Consider the following 22352-nt stretch of genomic DNA (forward strand, 5'->3'; position numbering starts at 1 on the left):
TTATTTTGTATGTCTTTTTTGAAGGATATCCAATACGTTCTGCAAATTAAACCCTTTCGCGTTAAGCAAAAGCAAATAGTGGAAGAGCAGGTCTGCGGCCTCTCCCAAAAACAGCTCATCGTTATCGTCTTTGGCCTCTATTACCAGTTCTACCGCTTCCTCCCCCACTTTCTGGGCTATTTTGTTGATCCCTTTGGCAAAAAGGCTGGCAACGTAGGAGTCTTGCGGCGCCACCTGCCTGCGCAAGCGGATGATCTCTTCAAGGTATAATAAAAAATTATCAGGCTGGTTGGTCTCGCCCCAGCAGGTGTCCGCGCCGGTATGGCAAACCGGCCCTCTGGGGTGCGCCTTTACCAAAAGTGTATCGTGGTCGCAATCTACCGCCAGGCTTTTCAGTTCCAGGAAATGGCCGCTCTCTTCGCCTTTTGTCCAGAGCCTTTGCTTGCTGCGGCTGAAAAAGGTCACCTTTCCCGTTTGCTCTGTTTTTGCAAGCGCTTCGGGGTTCATAAAACCGAGCATCAGCACTTTGCCGGTATTGAAATCCTGCACAATTGCCGGAACGAGGCCGTCTGCGTATTTGTTGAAATCGATTTTCATTTTTGTTTTTTTTATTGATCTGCCCGGAAACTTTACCCTATCGCCTGACTGCAATTTGTTTTTCCCATAAATAATCTTTCAACTCGCCGATCCCTATCTCCTTGAAATGAAAAATGCTTGCGGCCAACGCAGCATCCGCTTTCCCTTCGGTAAACACATCCACAAAATGTTCCATGGTGCCGCCGCCACCCGATGCGATCACGGGAACAGGAAGTTCGCCGGCAAGCGCGGCGGTTATGTCAAGCGCAAACCCCTGCTTTGTTCCATCGTTGTTCATCGAGGTAAGCAATATTTCGCCGGCGCCAAGATCCACTGCCTGTCTTGCCCAATCCCTGCAACGCGTTGTTGTTTTTACCCGGCCGCCATTGAGGTAAACATACCATTCTCCATCCTCTTCTTTTTTTGTATCGATGGCAAGCACCACGCACTGGCTCCCGAATTCCTTTGCAAGTTGCGCTATGAGTGCGGGGTTCTTAAAGGCAGCGGTGTTTACCGAGATCTTATCCGCGCCGTTCTGCAACAGCACGCTTACATCATCCACACTACTGATGCCCCCGCCAACAGTGAACGGGACGTTGATGTGATGCGAAATTTTGTTTACCAGTTCACTTAAGGTTTTCCTTCTCTCCACCGTTGCCGTAATATCTAGGAACACCAATTCATCCGCGCCTTCGCGTGCATACAAAGCGCCCAGCTCCACCGGGTCGCCGGCATCACGGATGTTTTCAAAATTGATGCCTTTAACGGTTCTGCCGTCTTTGATATCCAGACAGGGTATGATTCTTTTTGTCAGCATATTTTTCGCGGCAATTGTTTAAAATGAACGCAATTGATCTATGGTAATGCGGTTCTCATAAATGGCCTTGCCAATGATCGCCCCGCTGCAGCCGATCGCACGCAGTTCTTCAAGGTCTTCAATGGAACTCACGCCACCGCTTGCAATAAAAAACAATTCCGGGAAACGGGCAATGATCTTTTGGTACAACGCTACCGATGGCCCCTCCAGTTTTCCGTCTTTGCTTACATCGGTGCAAAACAACTGCCGGATGCCTTTCCCTGCATATTTTTCTATAAAACCGGTCACTTCAACATCCGTTGTTTCCAGCCATCCGCCGATCGCGATCTTTTCGTCTTTCACATCCGCCCCCAATAAAAATTTACCGGCGCCGTATTTCTCGATCCATTCCGAAAAAAGCGCTTCGTTCTTTACCGCGAGGCTTCCAATGGTTGCCAGTGCAGCGCCTGAGCCGAACACCAACTGCAGGTCTTCTTCTTTTTTTATACCGCCGCCGAAATCGATCACAAGCCCTGTATGGTTTGCGATCGACTCCAATACTTTCCAGTTCTTTACCGCTCCTGCTTTCGCGCCGTCGAGGTCAACAAGGTGCAGCCTTTGCAATCCCGCGGCCTCAAACATTTTCGCTACTTCAAGCGGGTTCTCGTTGTAAACGGTCTTCTGTGCGTAATCGCCCTGCGTGAGCCGTACACATTTTCCATCGATGATATCTATTGCAGGTATAAGTACCATGGTATTGTTGTCTATAGTTCAATAAAATTTTTCAGCAGCTGCTCGCCCGCTTCCGCGCTTTTTTCAGGGTGAAACTGAACGCCGTAAAAATTATCTTTCTGCAAGGCGCTGCTGAACCTTCTTGTATATTCCGTTACCGCCGCCGTTTCATCGCACAGCCCGGCATAATAACTGTGAACAAAATAAAAATATGCGGGATCGGCAATGTTTTTAAAAAGCGGTGTGCCTGTTTCTGTCGCCGAGTTCCAACCGATCTGCGGGATCTTCAACCCGCCTGAAAATTTCTTAACGGGTGTATCGAAAATACCGAGACAGTCTGTGTTGTTCTCTTCGGTATGCGTACACATCAACTGCATTCCCAAACAAATACCGAGTACGGGTTGTTGCAGGCCTTTGATCAGCGTATCCAGTTTCCGCTCGCGCAAATAATGCATTGCAGTACTCGCCTCTCCCACACCCGGGAAGATCACTTTATCGGCCAGCCTGATCTGTTCGTGATCGTCTGTTACCATCGCGTCCATGCCTATCCGTTCCAGCGCATAGAGTACCGACTGGATATTACCCGCATTGTATTTTATGATCGCAAGTTTCATTTTACCTTAATTGGCCGATGAACGATTGAATGGTTGAATCGATATCGATTCCCTTCTCTAATTCTTTTATGAATGCTGTTCCGATGATCGCGCCGCTTGCATATTTGCAGGCAGAATCAAACGTTTCCTTGTCTTTGATGCCAAACCCCACCAGCACCGGGTTTTTCAATTGCATCGATTGAAGCCTTTGCAGGTATTTCTCCACTGCATTGAAATCTTTGTCCTGGCCGGTGGTTGCAGACGAACTCACCGCATACAAGAAGCCACTGCTCAACTGGTCCAGTTTACGCACGCGTTGTTCGGAGGTTTCCGGTGTAACCAGGAAAATAAAATCAAGGCCGTATTTTTTAATGATCGCGCCGTATTCGTTCTCAAACTCAAATTCAGGAAGATCGGGCAGGATCAATCCGTCTACACCCAATGCTGCGGCATCTTTACAGAACTTCTCAAAACCGTATTGCAGAACGGGGTTCATGTATCCCATTAAAACAACAGGAACAGTAATCTCTTTACGCAGGTCTTTCAGTTGATCAAACAAGACCGTGATCGTCATCCCGTTCTCCAGCGCTTTGCTTCCGCTCGCCTGTATCACGGGCCCGTCGGCCAGCGGATCGCTGTAAGGCATGCCGAGTTCGATGATGTCTACACCGTTTTGCTGCAGCGCCTTCATCAGTTTCAATGTGCTGTTCAGTTCAGGATACCCTGCAGTACAGTATACATTCAATACGTTCTTATTTTTTGTAGCAAACAACTCCTGTAACCTGCTCATAAAATTATTTTTGCATTGCGTTCATGTAGGTTGCGAGATCCTTATCTCCTCTTCCGCTCAAACAAACCACAACGCGGTCCGACGGTTTTAATTTCAATTTCTCCAACACCGAAAACGCGTGTGCGCTTTCCAACGCAGGAATGATGCCTTCTGTTTTGGCCAGGTGAAAAGCGGCCTGCAGTGCTTCTTCATCTGTTGCATTTAAAAATGTTCCGCGCCCGCTTTCAAACAAATGCGCATGAAGCGGCCCAACGCCGGGGTAATCCAGTCCTGCAGAAATGCTGTGCGGTTCCACTACCTGTCCATCGGTTGTCTGCATCACCAGGCTCTTGCTGCCATGCAATATGCCCGGTTTCCCGAGTTGCGTTGTTGCTGCGCTCATTCCGCTGTTTACACCGTGGCCCGCCGCCTCTACGGCAACAAGCTGTACGGAGGGTTCGTCGAGAAAATGATAGAACATTCCTGCAGCATTGCTTCCTCCGCCTACACACGCGATCACGTGTGTGGGTAGTTCCGTGCCGGTATGTTCCTTTAATTGCTTCCTGGTTTCTTCGCTGATCACACTTTGAAAACGCGCAACCATATCGGGGTATGGATGCGGGCCCACCACGCTCCCGATGATGTAGTGCGTGTCTACCGGGTTGTTGATCCAGTCGCGGATGGCCTCATTCGTTGCATCTTTCAATGTTTTGCTTCCACTTGCTGCCGGAACAACTTTTGCCCCGAGCATTTTCATCCGTGCCACATTCGGCGCCTGCCGCTCTATGTCTTTTTCTCCCATGTAAACAATGCATTCCATCCCCTTCAATGCGCATACGGTTGCAGTGGCAACACCATGCTGCCCTGCGCCTGTCTCGGCAATGATGCGTGTTTTACCAAGCTTCCGCGCCAGTAAGATCTGGCCGATGGTATTGTTGATCTTGTGGGCGCCGGTATGACACAGGTCCTCTCTCTTCAGGTAAACCGGCACATTGTGCTCCTTGCTCAAACGCTCTGCAAGAAACAAAGGCGTGGGCCGTCCCACATAATCGCGGAGCAACTGCTGGAATTCTTTTTGAAACGATTCTTCATAGATGATGCCGAGGTATTTTTCCGTAAGCTCTTCCACGTTCCTGTGCAGCATTTCGGGAATGTATGCACCGCCGAATTGCCCGTAATACCCTTGTTGATCGGGTTGTTGATATGATGTTGTCATTTCCATTTTTGTTTACGAGATACCGCGAACCGTCAGAACGGTTTTATTTTGGTTACAAATTGTTCCAGCGCATCCATGTTCTTGATCCCGGGCGATGTTTCAAACCTGCTGTTCACATCGATCGAAAAAAGATCTTTGGCAACGGGCTCCTGCGCAAATTCAGCCAGCTTATCTATATCATCGGGGCCAATGCCGCCGCTGAGAAAAAAGGGTTTGCCTATGTTCAGTCCCTGCAGAACGTTCCAGTCGAATTTTTTTCCCGTACCTCCGTAACCCGCGCCTTCTGTGTCGAATAAAAACATATCTGCGATGTCGGTATAATCCTTTACTTTCCACAACACATTGTCATCCTCACGGAGGCGGAACGCTTTTACAACGGTTACATAGTTGGCAATTTTTTCACAGTACTTAGGTGTTTCATCACCATGCAGCTGAACGATGTAGAGCCCGCAATCGTCAACAGCTTCGAGCACCTCATCCACTGTTGCATTTACGAATACGCCTACCTTGTTTATGTTCTTTCCTTTCAGTCTTTTCAACTCTGGTTTGGGCATGAACCGGTGCACATAGCGGGGCGATTTGGGGTAAAAAATAAAACCCGCGAATTCAACACCCATCTCATCGAGTTGAAGAACCTGTTCGGCATTGGTCATGCCACAAACCTTGATACGCATGTCAGCTTGCTTTTAGTTGATTAACAAAATCAGCAAAAGCAATCGAAGGGCTCGCCTCTTTCATAAAGTTCTCCCCGATGAGAAATCCTTTGAAACCGGCTTCCCGTAAAGTTACGATAGTATTTACATCGCTGATGCCGCTTTCTGCCACCGCAGGCTTTTCTTTGGGTATCTTGTTGATAAGGCCGAGCGATGTATCTATACTCACTTCAAACGTTTTTAAATTCCTGTTGTTCACACCCACCAGGTCAACCGCCTCGCAAACATGGCCCAGCTCCTCTTCATTGTGTACCTCGAGCAGCACTTCCAGTCCCAGTTGTTTGGCCGTGGTGGCCATTGTTTTGACCGCTGCGGGCGATAAACATGCGGCGATGAGCAGGATCACTTCTGCGCCAAAAGATTTGGCCTCGATGAGCTGGTACTCATCGATCATAAAATCCTTGCGGAGCAAAGGCACCTCGTTGATGGTTGCTTCGGTAAGATCCTGTAATGAGCCGCCAAAAAACTCATGATCCGTCAACACAGAAATACCAGAAGCGCCGTTTGCCGCATAGGCCATTGTAACTTCTTCCACCGTTGCCTTATCATTGATGATGCCTTTGCTGGGTGATTTTCTTTTGTACTCGGCTATGATGCCCGTTTTAGAAGGATCTGCGAGAAAGGAACGGAGGGATAGTACGGGGTGCGAAAAAAAATAGCCTTTCTCCAGCTCCGCAACGGAGACCTGTTGTTTGCGCGCCGCTACTTCCTTTTTCTTGTGTGCGATGATGGTGTCTAAAATATTCATCTTATTGAAGGCTGATTAATGTTTGTAAAACCTGGTTCGCTTTCCCGCTTTCAAGGCTCTCAACCGCGGCAAGATAGGCATCATTGTAACTGCCGTAGTTGCCCGTGCAATGCAGCGCCATTGCTGCGTTTGCGAGTACCACCGCATTCTGGGCCCATGTTCCTTCGCCTTTGATAATGCGTGTGAAGATGGCAGCCGCCTCCTCTACAGTGTTGCCGCCATAAATGTCTTCGGCTGTTACGGTTCGCTTGCCCAGCTGTTCGGGCGTCATGATCTTTTCACCGTGGTTGGTGATCACCTTTGTATCGTTGGTAAGTGAGATCTCATCGTATCCATCCAGTCCATGTATGATGGTGAAGGCATTGCCCGATTGCTGCAGCAGGTAATTGTAGATCCTCGCCATTTCCAGGTTGTACACGCCCACCAACTGGTAGGCCGGTGACGCAGGGTTGACCATCGGCCCCAGCATATTGAAAAAAGTACGCACGCCAAGGTTTTTGCGGATCGGCCCCACGATCTTCAATGCGGGGTGAAACAACGGTGCATGCAGGAAACAGATGTTGGCTGCTTCCAGTTCTTCCAGCAATTGTGCATTGTTGTTCTTGAATTTATATCCCAGCTGCTCCATCACATTAGACGAACCGCTGATCGACGATGCCCCGTAGTTGCCATGCTTTGCAATTTTCTGACCCGCGCCGGCAACGATAAAACAGGAGAGCGTAGAGATGTTGAACGTATTCTTTCCATCGCCGCCGGTTCCAACAATGTCCATCACTTTGTGGTCTTTCAGATCGGCCTTTACGCAAAGCTCCAGCAATGCATCGCGGAAACCCTGCAGCTCTTCGATCGTAATGCTGCGCATGAGGAAGATGGTGATGAAAGCAGACATCTCCGCTTCATTGTAATCTCCCCGCGACATATTCACCAATATTTCTTTTGCGCTTTCGCGGGAAAGTGTTTTGTGTTCAAAAAGGTATTGCAGGATCTTTTTCATCTTTTTTGTTTTTCAGCCATTTCAATTGTTCACCGGGAAGTTTGCGGTTATTGCTTTAACCAGTTGGCGATCATCTTTTCGCCATCCGGCGTAAGCACGCTTTCCGGGTGAAATTGTACACCCTGTATATCGTAGGTTTTGTGTTGCAAAGCCATGATGTAATGATTTGCATCCCGCGCAGTGACCTCTAGTTCTGCAGGAAAATTTTTCTCATCGATCACCCAGCTGTGGTAGCGGCCAACAGACAGCCTGGATGGAAGGCCATCAAACAACGAGGGCCGTGGATCGGGTGTTGCAGCCGACTCGTTGTGCACAACAATATCCGTTGCCACACCATGAAACACCGTCGACAGGTTGGTAAGCTGCCCGCCAAACGCCTCGCCGATTGCCTGGTGGCCCAGGCATACGCCCAGTATGGATTTTGATGCTGCATATTCCTTGATCAAAGGCAACAACATCCCCGCTTCGGAGGGAATACCGGGGCCGGGCGATAAAATAATTTTGTCGTACGCTTTCGCTTTCTCCATCGGCAACTCATCGTTGCGGTATACATCCACTTCCTGGTGGGTGATCTTTTCAACCAGGTGAACAAGGTTATAGGTAAAAGAATCGTAGTTATCGAATACTAAAATTTTCATGTTCGTTGTTTATCCTTGTTTAAATTCCCTCTGCTATTTCAATTGCCTTTTTTAATGCGTTGAGTTTGTTGTTCACTTCCTGCAGCTCGTTTTCAGGAACGCTCGCGGCAACAACGCCCGCGCCGGCCTGGTAAATGAGTGTATTGTTTTTGCTGAGGAAGGTACGGATCATAATAGCGTGGTTGCAGCTTCCATCGAACCCGATGAAACCGATACCGCCGCCGTAATAACTTCTTGCAGTTGGCTCATAATCGTCGATGATCTCCATCGCTTTAAATTTCGGGGCGCCGCTCAGCGTGCCTGCGGGAAATGTTTTCGCGAGCAATTCAAACGGGTTCTGGTCTTTTTTTACCCTGCCCGTTACTTCGCTTACAAGGTGTATCACATGGCTGTAATATTGCACCTGCCTGTAGCGGCTCACTACAACATCATCGCATGCCCTGCTCAGGTCGTTGCGTGCGAGATCAACAAGCATTACGTGCTCGGCGTTTTCTTTGGCATCCTGTAATAATTTTTCGGCCATCTGCTGGTCAACCTCATCGTCGCCCGATCTTTTAAAAGTGCCGGCAATAGGGTGAACAACCGCTTTCCCGTTCTGAATAATGAGCTGCGCCTCCGGTGAAGAGCCCATGAGTTTGTAATCGCCGTAGTCGAAGAAAAACAAGTAGGGAGACGGGTTCACGCTACGTAAGGCCCGGTATACATTGAATTCATCGCCTGCAAAGCCCTGCTGGAACCGCCTGCTTAAAACGATCTGGAAAACATCGCCGCGCATGCAACGTTGTATCCCTTTGCTTACCATGCTGCGGTATTCATCGTCCGTCATGTTTGAGGATTCGCCGCCTTTTGCACTGAACGGGAACACAGGAACATCTTTGCTCCTGATCAGCGATTCAACAATTGATATTTCAGATTCAATACCCGGCAATACGTTCTCGCATACATACAACTCATCTTTGAAATGATTGAACGCAATTACGTACTGGTACAGCCGGTAGCGGATCAGCGGGATCACAGGCTCATTGCCTGCTGTATTTTTAAGGGTGATCGTGTCGAAGAACTGCACGGCGTCAAAGGCCGTGTAACCAAAGAGCCCCTGCGCAAATTTTCCTTCTTTCTCAGCAGGAGGTTGTGCATCGAACTTTTGCATGAACGACCACAACTGCGCGGGTACCTCGGTTGCATGTTTTATATTGACACGCTCAGGTGTTTGCCCGGGCAATTTGAATTCGATCGTGCTCGGCGAACTGATCTCTATTCCGCCGATCGCATTGATACAGATAAACGAATAGCTGTTCTCCGATGTGTGGTGATCCGTGCTCTCCAGTAAAACCGTATCCCTGAACCGGTCGCGGATGCGCAGGTAGATCCCTACCGGCGTGAATACATCAGCGAGCATTTTCCTGCAGTGTGTCTGTAATTCCAGTTTCTTCATCTTTTAGCGTTTTTGCCCTTACCTCCTTTCAACGGGAGTAAAAAAAAGACCCCGACATTTTGTGTCGGGGTCTTTTGAATATAATTCAAAAAAGTACTGGCCATGCCATTACAATCCCCGAACGGAGTTTGTATGCCACCACCAATATTTGTTTGTTGCCTGGTTCATTGTGAAACAAAAATGCGGCAGAATATGATCATAAACAAATTTATTTTGGGAAACGGGTTAACTTCATGGGTGTATGCGGCCTGGGTGCCGGCATATGCACCATCAACCATCCTTATGAGAAAACACACGCTGCTATTGGCTCTTACCGTTTTAGTCGCTTCATTGCTCAGCGCGCAAACAAACGATACCACTTACCTGCTCAGGCCCGACCGTGTGTTCGACGGCGAAACCATGCATACCAACTGGGTGGTGCTGGTTAAAAAAAATACCATCATCGCCGCAGGCGAAGCAAACACGGTAAAACCGGAAGGTATTTACAAAACCATCGACCTGAAAGGAACCACTTTGCTGCCCGGGTTGATCGAGGGCCACTCGCACCTGTTCCTTCATCCTTACAACGAAACAAAATGGGACGAGCAGGTAATGAACGAATCAAGGGCGGAACGTACGGCCCGCGCGGTGGTGCATGCGGAGAAAACATTGCGCGCAGGATTTACAACGGTGCGCGACCTGGGAACAGAGGGTGCGGATTACGATGATGTGGGTTTGAAGGCCGCCATTGAAAAAGGAATCGTTCCCGGCCCGCGCATGATCATCGCAACAAGGGCCATTGTTGCTACCGGCAGCTATGGGCCAAAAACAAAAAACACGGCGAACATCCTGGTCAAAGGCGCCGCCGAAGCAGACGGAACCGACGGACTGACCAGGGAAACACGCACACAAATAGGCAATGGCGCGGACCTGGTAAAAGTATATGCGGATTACCGCTGGGGACTGAACAAAGATGTTTCCGAACCTACTTTCACTTTGGAAGAATTGAAAACGGTTGTAAACGTTGCCGCGAGCACGGGCCGCAAAGTGGTGGCGCATGCCGTTACGGAAGAAGGAATGCGAAGGGCAATACTTGCCGGTGTATCAACGATTGAACACGGCGACAATGCCACGGCGGAAATATTTGACCTGATGCTCAAACACAAAGTGGCCTACTGCGCAACCCTGAGCGCAACGGAAGCAACCAGCGAGTACAATACACCCTGGCGGAAAGGAAATTTCCCGGAACCACCACGCATTGTAACCAAGAAAAAAAGCTTCGCGCTTGCCTTGCAGAAAGGCGTGACCATCTGCTTCGGTGGCGATGTTGGGGTGTACCCGCATGGCGACAACGCCCGTGAAATGGAGGCCATGGTTGCCTATGGCATGAAACCCATTGATGTATTGAAAAGCGCCACATCCGTAAATGCAGATGTGTTTGGATACGCAGAACGCATCGGGCGGATCAGAAAAGGATGGTTTGCCGATCTTGTTGCCGTAGAGGGCGATCCCTCAAAAAACATTACCGATATCCGCAAAACCGTGTTAATTATGAAAGATGGCGTGGTTTTTCTGAATAGTATTCGTTAATATTCATTTATGAAAAAGATCCTTCTATCCATTTGCTGCATTTTTTCCCTTGCATGCGCTTTCGCGGCAACCGGCGCCGATGACATTCTTGGCTACTGGCTGAGCCAGAACGGGCAGGCGCAGATACAGGTTTACAAAGAAGGCGATAAATATTTCGGGAAGATCATCTGGCTGAAAGTACCCGACGACCCGAAACGCGGCGGCCCTAAAAAAGATTACAACAACCCGGACCCCGCACTGCGCGACAAACCCATTCTAGGTTCCACCATACTCCGCGATTTTAAATTCAACGATGGGGAATGGACAGGCGGCCGCGTATACGATCCGCAGAATGGCAAAGAGTACAAATGCTACCTCAAATTGAAAGATGCAAAAACGATGAGCATGCGGGGATACGTGGGCGTTTCTTTGCTGGGCCGGACAGAAATTTGGACGAGGGTCAAGTGATCGTGATCGCTGAAAGCTGCAAATGCGCGTTGCTATACCGTCATAAACTCCTGCAGGAAACCGACATCAAAAAAATAGATCGAAGGATCGGATGGATTGTAATAGACAGAAGTTCTCTTCTGTTTTGACAGGCGTTTTTGCAACTCATCTTCGGGCAGGAAAACAGGCAGTGTTTTGAAAAAGGCCTTTTTATCGTTTATGTTTTCTGCATGGCAGGTAACGATAGAAACATGTTTTTCGATCTTCCCGCCATTCTCTCCATCCTCCAGGTAAGAACGGTGAACGATGGCACAATCTTCAAAATTTACTTTCAGTTCCTTGCCATAGGTTTTAAGGAAAAGAACTTTGTCTGAAAATATTTTTTCCTTCTGTTTCCGCTGGTAGCGAAGCAGTGCAACAATGCCCGCAATCATAATAACTGCAAAAAGGGCGATCAGGAAAACAACATAAGACATACTGCAACTGTTAAAACATTTTCTTACAAAACGCCCTTGGTAGATGGCAAGTGGTTCGACAAAGGATCGCGCTTCACCGCCATGCGGATGGCTTTGGCAAATGCTTTGAAGATGGCCTCTATCTTGTGGTGTTCGTTATCTCCTTTGCACTCGATGTTGAGGTTGCATTTAGCCGCATCGCTGAAAGATTTAAAAAAATGGAAGAACATTTCAGTTGGCATCTCCCCGATTTTTTCGCGTTTGAACTCCGCATTCCAGACGATCCAGTTGCGGCCACCAAAATCGATGAGCACTTTCGCTTCTGCCTCATCCATGGGTAAAGCAAACCCGTAACGCTCCATCCCGCGCTTGTCGGCCAATGCCTTTGCGAAGGCCTCTCCCAATGCGATGCCCGTGTCTTCAATAGCATGGTGTTCATCTATGTGAAGGTCTCCTTTGGTAACCACCGCCAGATCCATTTTGCCATGGCGCGCGATCTGGTCGAGCATGTGATCGAAAAACCCGAGCCCTGTAGAAATATTCGCTTTGCCGCTTCCATCCAGGTTCAGTTCTATCCTGATCTGTGTTTCGTTCGTATTTCTTTCGTGCACCACTTTGCGTAACCCCAGTTTCAGGAAAGTATACACCTCGTGCCAATTGCCCGATTCAAAAACGATCGTATCGCGCAATGCTTTTTCCTGTTCTTCTGTAAGCTCGTGCAGCGATGAGCGGAAGTAAATGGCCTTGCATCCCAGGTTTTTCGCAAGCTGGATATCGCTCCAGCGGTCGCCGATCACAAATGAATTGGCAAGATCAAACCCCGGGTTGTCGAGAAAATGCTTAAGCAATCCTGTTCCCGGTTTACGGGTGTCTTTGTTATCGGCGGCAAATGTTTTGTCGATGATCATTTCATCAAACACAAAACCCTCGCCTTCCAGCGTGCGCTGCATCAGGTCGTGGTAAGGATGAAAAGTATGATCGGGATAACTATCGGTTCCCAGCCCATCCTGGTTTGTGACCATTACTTTATAAAAATCCAGCTCACCTGCGATCGCGGACAATGCAGAGATCACGCCCGGAACAAAAGATGTTTTCTCGACCGCATCGATCTGGAAATCCGTTGGAGGCTCCTGCAATATCACACCATCACGGTCTATAAATAAAATGCGTTTCCCGCCCGGGGAAACTGTTTGAAGATCGTTATTATCAAATACCTGCGCCATCGTGTTTCTTGTAATCTTGTATACTTTTTTTGATACTTTTTTGCTGTCCGTTATTTTAGTTTAGCACGCACCGCTTTCACTTCTGCAGGCGTTACCGCGCTTGCCTTGTTCGTCCAGCTGTTGCGTGCATACGTGAGCACATCGGCCACTTCCTGGTCGCTCAGGTCCTTTTGCGGAAGCATGATGTTGCTGTATATTTCGCCATCGAGTTCTACTTTCTCGTTCATTCCATTCAATACGATCCTGATGATGCGCTCTTTGTCTTTCCCGATCACCTGCGATGCCCCGTCGAGCGGCGCATTGAGGTGTGGAACACCACCGCCGTCTACCTGGTGGCAAACAAGGCAACGTTTCAGGTAAATGGTTTTACCGCGATCGATCGATGCCTGCAAACCCGCTGCGGGCGCGAGTGTTCCGGTTTTTGCCTGTGCCGTTTTTTTAGGCGCCGTTTGAAAACTCAACAAAGTAACTGCCAGCAAACAGGCGATGAAATATCGTTTCATTGAAAATTATTTTCCGTTGTAAACAACGCGGTAGATCGTTCCTTTTGAATCTTCTGAAATATACAACGAACCATCGGGCCCCTGTGCCAGTCCGCACGGACGGTGCGCCGCACTGCGTGGTGTTACGCCCGATTCCATTCCTGTAAATCCGCTTGCAAACACCTCCCATTTTCCTGTTGGCTTTCCATTTTCAAATGGAACAAACACCACATAATACCCTTCCTGCGGCAGGGGCGCGCGGTTCCATGAACCATGGAAGGCTACAAACGCGCCGTTCTTGTATTTTGCAGGAAACATATTGCCGGTATAGAACAACAGCCCGTTAGGCGCAAGGTGCGCGGGGAAGGCCATTACCGGGTCTATGTATTCTTTACTGCCTTCTTTTTTTCCGTCTCCGCCGTATTCCGGCGCAACAATTTTTTTCTTTTGTTCCGGGTCGTAATAAATATAGGGCCAGCCCGCATTGTCGCCTTTTTTCAAAACATACATGCACTCTGCTGGTTTCTCTGCGTTGTCGCGCTCGGTAAACAGATCCGGCCACAACACATGCAGGTCATCGCGCCCATGCTGCATTACGAAAAGCTGGTTGGTTTGTGTGTTCCAGTCGAGGCCCACCACATTCCTTAACCCGGTGGCAAACTTGATACCGTCGCTATATACCTGGTTGAGCTTGTCTGCCCTGAACTGCCAGATGCCGCCTGCAGAATCCAGGATGTTACAAGGCATCATTCCTTTGCTGCCCGGGCCGGGTTTTTCCTGGCACGAGTTGGAAAATGCGCCGATGTTTACATAGATATTTCCATCGTTATCCAGCGCAATCGATTTTGATTCGTGGTGATGGCGGTTCAGCAATCCTGAAATGATCTTCTCCCCTTTTGCATCGGCAATATTGCCCTGCGCATCCAGTTTGTAACGGTAAACATCGTTATCGGATGATGCATAGAGATAACCGTTCCTGATCGCGATGCCGGTGCCGTTGTAATTGGCGATGCCTGTTGTTTCATCTGCTCTTCCGTCGCCGTTGCTGTCGTGCAGTTTCAAAATGCCCCTGCCTTCTGCGATCCTGCCATTCATCTTCACATAAATATCTCCCTGCTCAGTAACCGCTATGTGACGCGCCCTTCCGATTCCGTCTGCCACTTTCAATGCTCCGAACCCTGCAGGGAGCTTCAATCCTGCATTGTCGGCATCCGGCTCAACGGCCGCAGGCTTTACAGGTTGGTTGTGATTGTACCTTTCGTGGGTGGACGCAGCCTTCTTTCCAGTTGCAACGTAGACATAATTTTTTTCCATGGGCTGTTGCGCACAGAGGGCATTGGCTGCAAACAATGATAAAAAAGATAAAGCAGGAAGCGTCCTTTTCATAGAGGTGTCTGATTAGGGAATAAAAATAGCACAAACTCACGACGCAAATCGCGTTCATCCATAAAAAACCCACAACTCCGATAGACTACCCCTAATTTTGCTTCTTAAATCATACAAAATGCGGATCGGGTCAATATTAATGGCATTGGTTTTATTGATGAACACGGCAATGGCGCAGGAACTGCAACAGGGCCCATGGTTTGGCAACCTTGCCAGGCCAGACGGACAGGTGATCCGTTTTCATTTTGATGTGAGGATGGAAAACAGGAAAACCGTTCTCTACATCATCAATGCCAATGAGCGGATAAAGATGGACAAGGTGCGCTACACGAAAGACTCGGTGTTTTTTGAGCTGCCTGTTTTTGAATCGGCATTCAAAGCAAGGAGAATTTCATCGCAACGCTGGGAGGGCGTCTGGACCAAAACAACTACGGCAGCCCCACTGGTAATGCCGTTTGTGGCAGAAACGCAGATGAGTGTTCAATCGCCCGCACTGAAACCTGCTGTGGCGGATGTAACGGGAAGATGGGCGGTTACATTTACAAGAGAGAATGGTACTACAAGACCTGCCATTGGCGAGTGGCAGCAAAAGGGCAATACGCTTCGCGGAACTTTTTTAACGCCAACCGGCGATTACCGGTATTTATCCGGCGTGATCGATGGCGACAGCATGCGGCTCTCCACTTTTGATGGCGTACACGTGTTCCTGCTCACGGCAAAGATCAACAACGACCGGAGTGTGAGCGGCGGTACTTTTTATTCCGGGCCAACGGGAAAGGAAACATGGCAGGGCACGCGCAACGATACCGCAACGCTGCCCGATGTTGCATCCATGTATTTCAAAGACGGCGATGAAAAAGTAAATTTCAGGTTCCGCAACCTGGATAAGAAATGGGTCTCACTCGATGATCCGAAATTCAGGAACAAGGTGGTTGTGATACAGATCATGGGATCATGGTGTCCCAACTGTATGGACGAAACAGCTTTCCTGAGCGAATACTATAACCAAAACAAGGCACGTGGTGTAGAGGTGATCGCGCTTGCATACGAGTACTCAACCGATTTCGACAAGGCCAGGCAAAGCATCGAAAAATTCAGAAAACGTTTCAACGTAAAATATAGCATGCTTAATACGGGCGTTTCTGTTGGTGATACCTTGCGGACAGAAAAAACGCTGCCGCAATTCACAAGAATCAAATCGTTCCCTTCCACCATCATCCTCAACAAAAAACACCGCGTCGCCGCCATGAAAGCAGGATTTGAAGGGCCCGGCACCGGCGAACATTACGAGGCGATGAAAAAAGAGTTTGAAGAAACCATTGATAAACTGTTGCGACCAATAAAACATTGAACAAGGGCACCAACTTTCAACGATTCACTTTTTGTTGAGTGTTCTTCCATAATAAAAACAAAAGACCGATGGCAATCATCGGTCTTTTTTATGCAATGGTATCGGGTCGGTGTTATTTTCCTTTCACATATTTATCCAGCCATTGTCCCTGCTCCCACAACATGTGCAGCAGGTTTTCTTTTCCGCGGTAGCTGTGCGCTTCGTAGGGAAGGAACACGAAACGAACCGTTCCGCCATTTCCTTTGATGGCCGCAAACAGGCGTTCGCTGTTGATGGGATAGGTACCGGTATTGTCGTCGGCTTCGCCATGTATCAGGAGGATCGGTGTTTTGATCTTGTCGGCATAGCTGAACGGGCTCATATCGTGGTACAGGTCTGGCGCCTGCCAATAGGTTCTGTCTTCATTCTGAAAACCAAACGGCGTAAGTGTTCTGTTGTATGCGCCGCTTCTTGCAATACCGGCTTTGAACAGGTTGGTATGTGCGAGCAGGTTGGCCGTCATGAAGGCGCCATAGCTGTGTCCGCCTACAGCCATGCGGTTCTTATCGCCCACTCCCATGTCCGATAATTTTTTGATCGCCGCTTCGGCATTCAGCTGCAGTTGTTTAACAAAATCATCGTTTGGTTTTTTGTCGGGGCCTGAAGAAACGATCGGCATCTCGGCATTGTCCAGCACCGCATAACCCTGCGTAACATAAAAGATCGGCGATGCCCAGCTGATGGTTGTAAAACGATCTTTGCTGCCCCTGATCTGCGCGGCGTCTGCGGCCGAGTTGAATTCCCTCGGGTAGGCCCAGATCACAACGGGTAAGGGCCCGTCTTTGTCTTTGTTGTATCCTTTGGGAAGGTACAGGTCGCCTGTAAGGTCAACACCGTCTGCCCTTTTGTATTTTACTTTCTCTTTTGTAACGCCTACGAGTGAAGGATACGGGTTTGCGAAATCCGTGATCGGTTTGTCTGCGATGCGCAGCACCAGGTTCTTGATATAATAATTCGGAACGATGGTTTGTGATTCGCGGCGGGTGAGCAATACGAGTTTATCCGCATCTATCACATCTTCCACCACTTCAAACACACCTTCCTGGCAGCGCCAGATGATCTCGTTCTTTTTTGTTGCCAGGTCAAACTTGGCAAGGAAAGGGAGGTCTCCTTTTGCCGACGCGCCTGTGGTATTGTTCATCAGGATTTTTGTTCCGTTATCGGTTGTCTGGATAACCGGCCTGCCGAATTTGTTCCTGGTGGTTACTGGCGTACCCGGGTTGTTGTACGCATCGGTTGTATTGCGCTCCCACAGGGGTTCCATCGTGTTGGCAGCAGTATTGTACCGGCTCACACGGTTCATTTGTTTGGACCTCGAGATCTCTGTAACCAGCGCCAGCGATGCATCTCCCCAGCTTGTACCCGCATAACGCATTTTTGTTCTGAACAATTCTTTCGGCTCCGCCGTAAAAGGTGCACTCAATGTATACACCACATCGTGATACTCCATTTGTTTCCTGATCAGCCCGCTGTCTAAAGGCATGGCCCATGTAATGGTTGCGGGCTCATCGTCTCTCCAGTCGAAGGCCCTTGGTACATTCTGCGTATTGTCGTATCCCGAAGGGGTTCCTTCCGAAGATGGCAGTTCTGCCAGCACCTTCACCACTTTACCCGTAAGGTCGGTGATGGCAACGGTTGATGGAAATCCATTCGCCGTTACCAGGTAAGAAAAAGGCTTTTTGATGGTGCGTACCATCATGTATTTTTTATCGGGCGATAATACAACAGAGTTGATCAAACCCGGTTTGCCGATGCTGCTTTCCACCCCGTTCTTGTTCTGTACAAGTTGGGAAGTTGCATAGAACTCGAACAGCTGTTCATCATAAGGCGATTTGATCAGGTCCTGGAAAGTAGGGCTGGGCGCGGCTTTCCCGAGATTCTGCTGCACGGTTGGCCCCTTTGGTGTAATGGGTCTTCTGGGCGCATTGGTAGCCGACTGTGTGGTTGCCTTGTAAAAGATCGTATTGTCATCCACCCACAAAAAAGGAGCGCCCAATACCATGTTAACCGGCTGTTTGTTGATCTTCGTTGCTTTTTTTGTTGCGATGTCGATCACATACAGGTCTATCCTGCTCCCGGTTGCATTGGTGAACGCGATTTTTGTTTCAGAGGGGTTCCACACACCATTACCGGCCAGCAGCCCGGCGGGAAGCCCGGCTACAGCAAATTCCTTATCGGTCCTGATGTTCTTCAACCTGAAATTGTTGATGAATGTTTGCCTGCTCGGCGAAAAATTATTAGGGTTCAAACGCATGCCCGCAATACGGTTCTCGGGCTGGCCGAGCTCCTCTACGGTTGGGTAAGAATTCCGTTCACTCAGCAACATCCACTCCGCTTTGCTGTCTACGCGCACGGATGGTGTTGGTTTTGCCAATAAAAGATCGGCGATCTCCCTGGGCGGGGCCTGGTAACCTACTGCATCCTGCGCGCGCAAATATGGGCACGACAATAAAAGAAACAGCAGCGCTACAAACTGTGTTGTTTTTCTCATGTGATTGTTTTGGATAAAAAGATCTGAAATATTACTGGTACACTCTTACATAATCAACTTCCATCTTCAATGGAAAAATTGCATCGTTCACACCTTTCTGTCCGCCCCATCCACCGCCCACTGCAATGTTCAATATCAGGTGCATGGGTTTATCAAAGGGCCATGCGTCGCTGCCTGTATGTTCGTTCCTGAAACTGAAATATGGTTTTTCGTCGATGAGCATCGTAATGGTTTCCGCATCCCAGTCCAGTGAATACACATGAAATGCCTCGCTGCAATCTGCCAGAAAGGTCTTCGCCGTTTTCTGTGTGCCGATGCTGTGGTAATATTTCTTTGTATGAACCGATGCATGGATCATTCCCTGGTCGTAACCAACATGTTCCATGATATCGATCTCCCCATCGTTTGGCCATTTGAATGGTGTGGCCGAACCGAGCATCCATATGGCCGGCCAGCTTCCTACGCCTTTGGGAAGCCTGGCGCGTACATCAATACGTCCGTAGGTCCAGTCTCCCTTTCCCTTGGTAACAAGCCGCGCCGAAGAATATTGGTTTGTACCTACCTGCTCTTTGAGCGCTTCGATCACCAACATACCGTTTTCAACACGCGCATTCCGCATTTGCCCATCGGTATAAAACTGCAGTTCCTGGTTGCCCCATCCGTGGCCGCCAACATTGTACGACCATTTGGTTTGATCGGGAAGACCATTGCGGTCAAACTCATCGCTCCACACCAGTTTTCTTTTTTGCGTTGATTGGGAAAATACAAGCGCACAGGAGAAACAGGCAATGATAACAAGCGTGTGTTTTTTCATGGCAGACCTGGTTGGGGTTAGCAATATACAGACAAAAACCGCTGTTTATCAGCGTTACGGGCCGTTTGGAGAAAAAAATTTGCCCATCCATGCAGATGCCTTTACTTTTGTGTCCTGATATGAAAACATTTGCACACATCCACCATCATCATTTCTTACCCCGGGGGTAGGCTGCTGGTGTTTTGTGCACAACGATAAAACATGAAGGCTTACCGATTTGGTAAGCCTTTTTTGTTGGGAACGGAGCGAATGATAATTAGGAATTAAGAATCAGGAATTATTAATTATTCTTTATAAACAGGGACATGGATACAAAATTAAAATTAGCCATCCAGAAAAGCGGCCGGCTCTACGAAGATTCGATGCGGTTGCTGAAGGAATGCGGTATCGACATAAGCAACGGTGTAAACAAACTGAAAGCGGATGCCACCAATTTTCCGATTGAAGTGTATTTTCTGCGCGACGACGATATTCCGCAGTATGTGGAGGATGCCGTTGCCGATATTGGTTTTGTAGGAGAGAACGTGGTGTACGAAAAGAAAAAGAAAGTGGAAGTGATCGAAAAACTAGGCTTTGGAAAATGCCGGTTGAGTATCGCCGTAAACAAAAACGAAACCTACAACGATGTAAGTTCATTGGCCAACAAAAAGATCGCCACAAGTTATCCTGTTATATTGGGTGATTTCCTGAAGGGTAAAAATATTGAAGCCGAGATCCACGAGATCAGTGGAAGCGTTGAGATAGCGCCGGGTATCGGGTTGGCCAACGCGATCTGCGACCTGGTAAGCAGCGGTTCTACTTTATTCATGAACGGTTTGAAAGAAACGGAAACCATCCTTCAATCGCAGGCCGTGCTGATCAGGAACCAGCAATTGCCCGTTGAAAAACTAAAGCTCATCGACAGGTTGCTGTTCCGCATTCAATCGGTAAAAAAAGCAAAGAACAACAAATACATCCTGCTGAATGCACCCAACGAAAAACTGGACGAGATCATCGGCCTGTTACCCGGCATGAAAAGCCCGACCGTGCTCCCCCTCGCCGAACAAGGCTGGAGCAGCGTTCACAGTGTTTTAAATGAAAACGAGTTCTGGGACATCATTGAACAACTGAAAGCCGCAGGCGCACAGGGCATATTGGTGGTTCCGATTGAAAAAATGATTGTTTGATTTGTTCCCAATTAACCAGATATGAAGATCATCAAATATCCCGGCAGGGAAACCTGGCAAGAAATACTGCAACGCCCTGCCATCGATAACAGCTTGCTGCAGGAAAAAGTGCGCGCCGTTATGAGCGAGGTAAAAAGAAACGGCGACGATGCGGTGAAAAAATTTACACAACAATTCGATGGCGTTTCTCTTTCGCATCTTAGTGTTCCACCTGATGAGATCAACGAAGCGGCCGCATCTATCTCTCCGGCGTTGAAATCCGCGATTGAACAGGCGGCAGCAAACATCCGTTTGTTCCATGAAAAACAATTGGCAGCTGTTGAAGTCATCGAAACAATGCCGGGCATCAGCTGCTGGCGCAAAAGCATCGGCATTGAAAAAGTAGGGCTGTACATTCCCGGCGGAACAGCGCCTTTGTTTTCCACGATATTGATGTTGGGCATTCCTGCAAAGATCGCAGGTTGCAAAGAGATCGTTTTGTGCTCGCCACCGGGCAAGGATGGCAAACTCCATCCCGCAATCCTGTTTGCCGCGCAACTTACCGGTATCACGGCTGTTTACAGGATCGGTGGTGTGCAGGCGATCGCCGCGATGGCTTATGGAACAGCAACCGTACCGCAGGTATACAAAATTTTCGGGCCGGGTAATCAATTCGTCACCTGCGCAAAACAACTTGTTCAGCAGGAAGGAACCGCGATCGATATGCCGGCAGGGCCAAGCGAAGTATGCGTGCTCGCCGATGATACAGCCGATGCCTCTTTCATTGCCGCCGACCTGTTGAGCCAGGCAGAGCACGGCGCAGACAGCCAGGTGTTGCTCGTGGCCACCAGCGAAACGCTTGTTTCCAAAGTGCAGCAGCAACTGGAGGAACAGCTTGCCGTTTTGCCAAGAAAAGAGTTCGCCGCAAAAGCATTGGAGAACAGTGCGGCCATCGTATTAAAAAACATGGATGAGGCCATCGAACTGGTGAATGCCTATGCAGCAGAGCACCTGATCCTTTCGTGCGCAAACGATGAATCGGTTGCAGAAAAGATCACCAATGCGGGCTCGGTTTTCCTTGGGCACTATTCACCCGAAAGCGCCGGCGACTACGCGAGCGGCACCAATCATACCTTGCCCACCAACGGCTTTGCAAAAGCCTATAGCGGTGTGAGTGTAGACAGCTTTGTTAAAAAAATAACGTACCAGAAATTATCAAAACAAGGGTTGCAACAGATCGCATCAACCGTAACCCTGATGGCGGAAGCGGAAGGGCTGGAGGCACACGCAAATGCTGTACGCATCCGCCTGTAAAACCTGGCTTATGAAAACATATACTTACCAACTCATCCCGGCAGGCGAGATCTTCAGCATCGTTCCGCTGCTCAGGATACTCAACGACAAAATTCCCGAAGAAGTATTGCGTGAGCGCGTCGGAGAAATGGTGCAGCGCGGTTATGAATGCCTGGGTGTATTCGACAACCAAAAACTCATCGGGATCTGCGGCATGTGGATACTCACCAAATATTATGTCGGCCGCCACATCGAGCCCGACAACGTGATGATACTGCCCGAATACCGCGGCGAGGGCCTTGGTGAAAAAATGATGGAATGGGTACACGAATATGGGAGATCAAAAGGCTGCATCGCTGCGGAACTGAATTGTTATACGGCAAATACCGCCGGGCAAAAATTCTGGATGAACCAGGGCTACAGGATCGTCGGTTTTCATTTCCAGAGAAGTTTGTAAAATCATTTATC

At 48.8% G+C, this 22352-nt stretch carries 23 protein-coding genes; 6 read left to right on the forward strand and 17 right to left on the reverse strand.

Annotated features, from left to right (window positions below):
- The 11 genes from hisIE to GWC95_RS14215 are packed head-to-tail and all read right to left on the reverse strand — an operon-like array spanning position 1 to position 9210.
- Entirely contained in the window at positions 1-597 is a 597-nt protein-coding gene (gene hisIE, locus GWC95_RS14165) for a bifunctional phosphoribosyl-AMP cyclohydrolase/phosphoribosyl-ATP diphosphatase HisIE (RefSeq protein WP_161819375.1), read from the reverse strand.
- A gap of 37 nt (positions 598-634) precedes the next feature.
- Complete coding sequence (gene hisF, locus GWC95_RS14170) at positions 635-1393, reverse strand: imidazole glycerol phosphate synthase subunit HisF (RefSeq protein ID WP_161819376.1); 759 nt, start codon at positions 1391-1393, stop codon at positions 635-637.
- 18 nt (positions 1394-1411) lie between these two features.
- Positions 1412-2125, reverse strand: coding sequence for a 1-(5-phosphoribosyl)-5-[(5-phosphoribosylamino)methylideneamino]imidazole-4-carboxamide isomerase (gene hisA, locus GWC95_RS14175; RefSeq protein WP_161819377.1), 714 nt, complete (start codon positions 2123-2125; stop codon positions 1412-1414).
- Positions 2126-2136: 11 nt separating this feature from the next.
- The gene (gene hisH, locus GWC95_RS14180; protein ID WP_161819378.1) at positions 2137-2718 is read right to left on the reverse strand and encodes an imidazole glycerol phosphate synthase subunit HisH; all 582 of its coding nucleotides are present in this window, start codon (positions 2716-2718) and stop codon (positions 2137-2139) included.
- Between the two features lies 1 nt (position 2719).
- Positions 2720-3487: a tryptophan synthase subunit alpha gene (gene trpA, locus GWC95_RS14185; protein WP_161819379.1), complete on the reverse strand. Its 768-nt coding sequence runs from the start codon at positions 3485-3487 to the stop codon at positions 2720-2722.
- Positions 3488-3491: 4 nt separating this feature from the next.
- On the reverse strand, positions 3492-4682 hold the full coding sequence (gene trpB / locus GWC95_RS14190; protein WP_449421093.1) for a tryptophan synthase subunit beta: 1191 nt from the start codon (positions 4680-4682) through the stop codon (positions 3492-3494).
- A 32-nt stretch (positions 4683-4714) separates the two neighbouring features.
- A complete protein-coding gene (locus GWC95_RS14195; protein ID WP_161819381.1) occupies positions 4715-5356 on the reverse strand; it encodes a phosphoribosylanthranilate isomerase in 642 nt (213 codons plus the stop codon).
- A 1-nt stretch (position 5357) separates the two neighbouring features.
- Entirely contained in the window at positions 5358-6143 is a 786-nt protein-coding gene (gene trpC / locus GWC95_RS14200) for an indole-3-glycerol phosphate synthase TrpC (RefSeq protein ID WP_161819382.1), read from the reverse strand.
- Between the two features lies 1 nt (position 6144).
- The gene (gene trpD / locus GWC95_RS14205) at positions 6145-7137 is read right to left on the reverse strand and encodes an anthranilate phosphoribosyltransferase (protein ID WP_161819383.1); all 993 of its coding nucleotides are present in this window, start codon (positions 7135-7137) and stop codon (positions 6145-6147) included.
- Between the two features lie 47 nt (positions 7138-7184).
- Positions 7185-7775: an anthranilate synthase component II gene (locus GWC95_RS14210; protein WP_161819384.1), complete on the reverse strand. Its 591-nt coding sequence runs from the start codon at positions 7773-7775 to the stop codon at positions 7185-7187.
- Positions 7776-7794: 19 nt separating this feature from the next.
- Positions 7795-9210: an anthranilate synthase component I family protein gene (locus tag GWC95_RS14215; protein WP_161819385.1), complete on the reverse strand. Its 1416-nt coding sequence runs from the start codon at positions 9208-9210 to the stop codon at positions 7795-7797.
- Between the two features lie 192 nt (positions 9211-9402).
- Here GWC95_RS14215 and GWC95_RS14220 point away from each other — a divergent pair, with 192 nt between their 5' ends.
- Positions 9403-10779 carry a metal-dependent hydrolase family protein gene (locus GWC95_RS14220; protein ID WP_237722164.1) on the forward strand — a complete coding sequence of 459 codons (1377 nt, stop codon included), beginning with the start codon at positions 9403-9405 and terminating at the stop codon, positions 10777-10779.
- 9 nt (positions 10780-10788) lie between these two features.
- Positions 10789-11226 carry a DUF2147 domain-containing protein gene (locus tag GWC95_RS14225; protein WP_161819386.1) on the forward strand — a complete coding sequence of 146 codons (438 nt, stop codon included), beginning with the start codon at positions 10789-10791 and terminating at the stop codon, positions 11224-11226.
- A 32-nt stretch (positions 11227-11258) separates the two neighbouring features.
- Here the strand turns inward: GWC95_RS14225 and GWC95_RS14230 are convergent, their stop codons facing one another.
- Genes GWC95_RS14230 through GWC95_RS14245 form a run of 4 tightly spaced genes read right to left on the reverse strand, consistent with a single transcriptional unit; the run spans position 11259 to position 14751 of the window.
- Positions 11259-11681 carry a hypothetical protein gene (locus GWC95_RS14230; RefSeq protein ID WP_161819387.1) on the reverse strand — a complete coding sequence of 141 codons (423 nt, stop codon included), beginning with the start codon at positions 11679-11681 and terminating at the stop codon, positions 11259-11261.
- A gap of 23 nt (positions 11682-11704) precedes the next feature.
- On the reverse strand, positions 11705-12883 hold the full coding sequence (hisB, locus tag GWC95_RS14235) for a bifunctional histidinol-phosphatase/imidazoleglycerol-phosphate dehydratase HisB (RefSeq protein ID WP_161819388.1): 1179 nt from the start codon (positions 12881-12883) through the stop codon (positions 11705-11707).
- Between the two features lie 50 nt (positions 12884-12933).
- Complete coding sequence (locus tag GWC95_RS14240) at positions 12934-13386, reverse strand: c-type cytochrome (protein WP_161819389.1); 453 nt, start codon at positions 13384-13386, stop codon at positions 12934-12936.
- A gap of 6 nt (positions 13387-13392) precedes the next feature.
- Positions 13393-14751 carry a PQQ-dependent sugar dehydrogenase gene (locus tag GWC95_RS14245; RefSeq protein ID WP_237722165.1) on the reverse strand — a complete coding sequence of 453 codons (1359 nt, stop codon included), beginning with the start codon at positions 14749-14751 and terminating at the stop codon, positions 13393-13395.
- A gap of 118 nt (positions 14752-14869) precedes the next feature.
- Here GWC95_RS14245 and GWC95_RS14250 point away from each other — a divergent pair, with 118 nt between their 5' ends.
- The gene (locus tag GWC95_RS14250) at positions 14870-16102 is read left to right on the forward strand and encodes a redoxin family protein (RefSeq protein WP_237722166.1); all 1233 of its coding nucleotides are present in this window, start codon (positions 14870-14872) and stop codon (positions 16100-16102) included.
- Between the two features lie 112 nt (positions 16103-16214).
- Here the strand turns inward: GWC95_RS14250 and GWC95_RS14255 are convergent, their stop codons facing one another.
- Both GWC95_RS14255 and GWC95_RS14260 read right to left on the reverse strand, forming a co-directional pair.
- On the reverse strand, positions 16215-18632 hold the full coding sequence (locus tag GWC95_RS14255; protein ID WP_161819390.1) for an alpha/beta hydrolase family protein: 2418 nt from the start codon (positions 18630-18632) through the stop codon (positions 16215-16217).
- Between the two features lie 31 nt (positions 18633-18663).
- Positions 18664-19446: a glycoside hydrolase family 16 protein gene (locus GWC95_RS14260; protein WP_161819391.1), complete on the reverse strand. Its 783-nt coding sequence runs from the start codon at positions 19444-19446 to the stop codon at positions 18664-18666.
- 305 nt (positions 19447-19751) lie between these two features.
- On the opposite strand from GWC95_RS14260, the gene hisG reads away from it, so the two are divergent.
- The 3 genes from hisG to GWC95_RS14275 are packed head-to-tail and all read left to right on the forward strand — an operon-like array spanning position 19752 to position 22341.
- Positions 19752-20612 (forward strand): ATP phosphoribosyltransferase, encoded by an 861-nt coding sequence (hisG, locus tag GWC95_RS14265; RefSeq protein WP_161819392.1) that lies wholly within the window; start codon positions 19752-19754, stop codon positions 20610-20612.
- Positions 20613-20633: 21 nt separating this feature from the next.
- Complete coding sequence (gene hisD / locus GWC95_RS14270) at positions 20634-21905, forward strand: histidinol dehydrogenase (RefSeq protein WP_161819393.1); 1272 nt, start codon at positions 20634-20636, stop codon at positions 21903-21905.
- A gap of 10 nt (positions 21906-21915) precedes the next feature.
- Positions 21916-22341 carry a GNAT family N-acetyltransferase gene (locus GWC95_RS14275; RefSeq protein WP_161819394.1) on the forward strand — a complete coding sequence of 142 codons (426 nt, stop codon included), beginning with the start codon at positions 21916-21918 and terminating at the stop codon, positions 22339-22341.
- Positions 22342-22352: the final 11 nt, after the last annotated feature.

The organism is Sediminibacterium roseum, assembly GCF_009939005.1.
Lineage (GTDB): Bacteria > Bacteroidota > Bacteroidia > Chitinophagales > Chitinophagaceae > Sediminibacterium > Sediminibacterium roseum.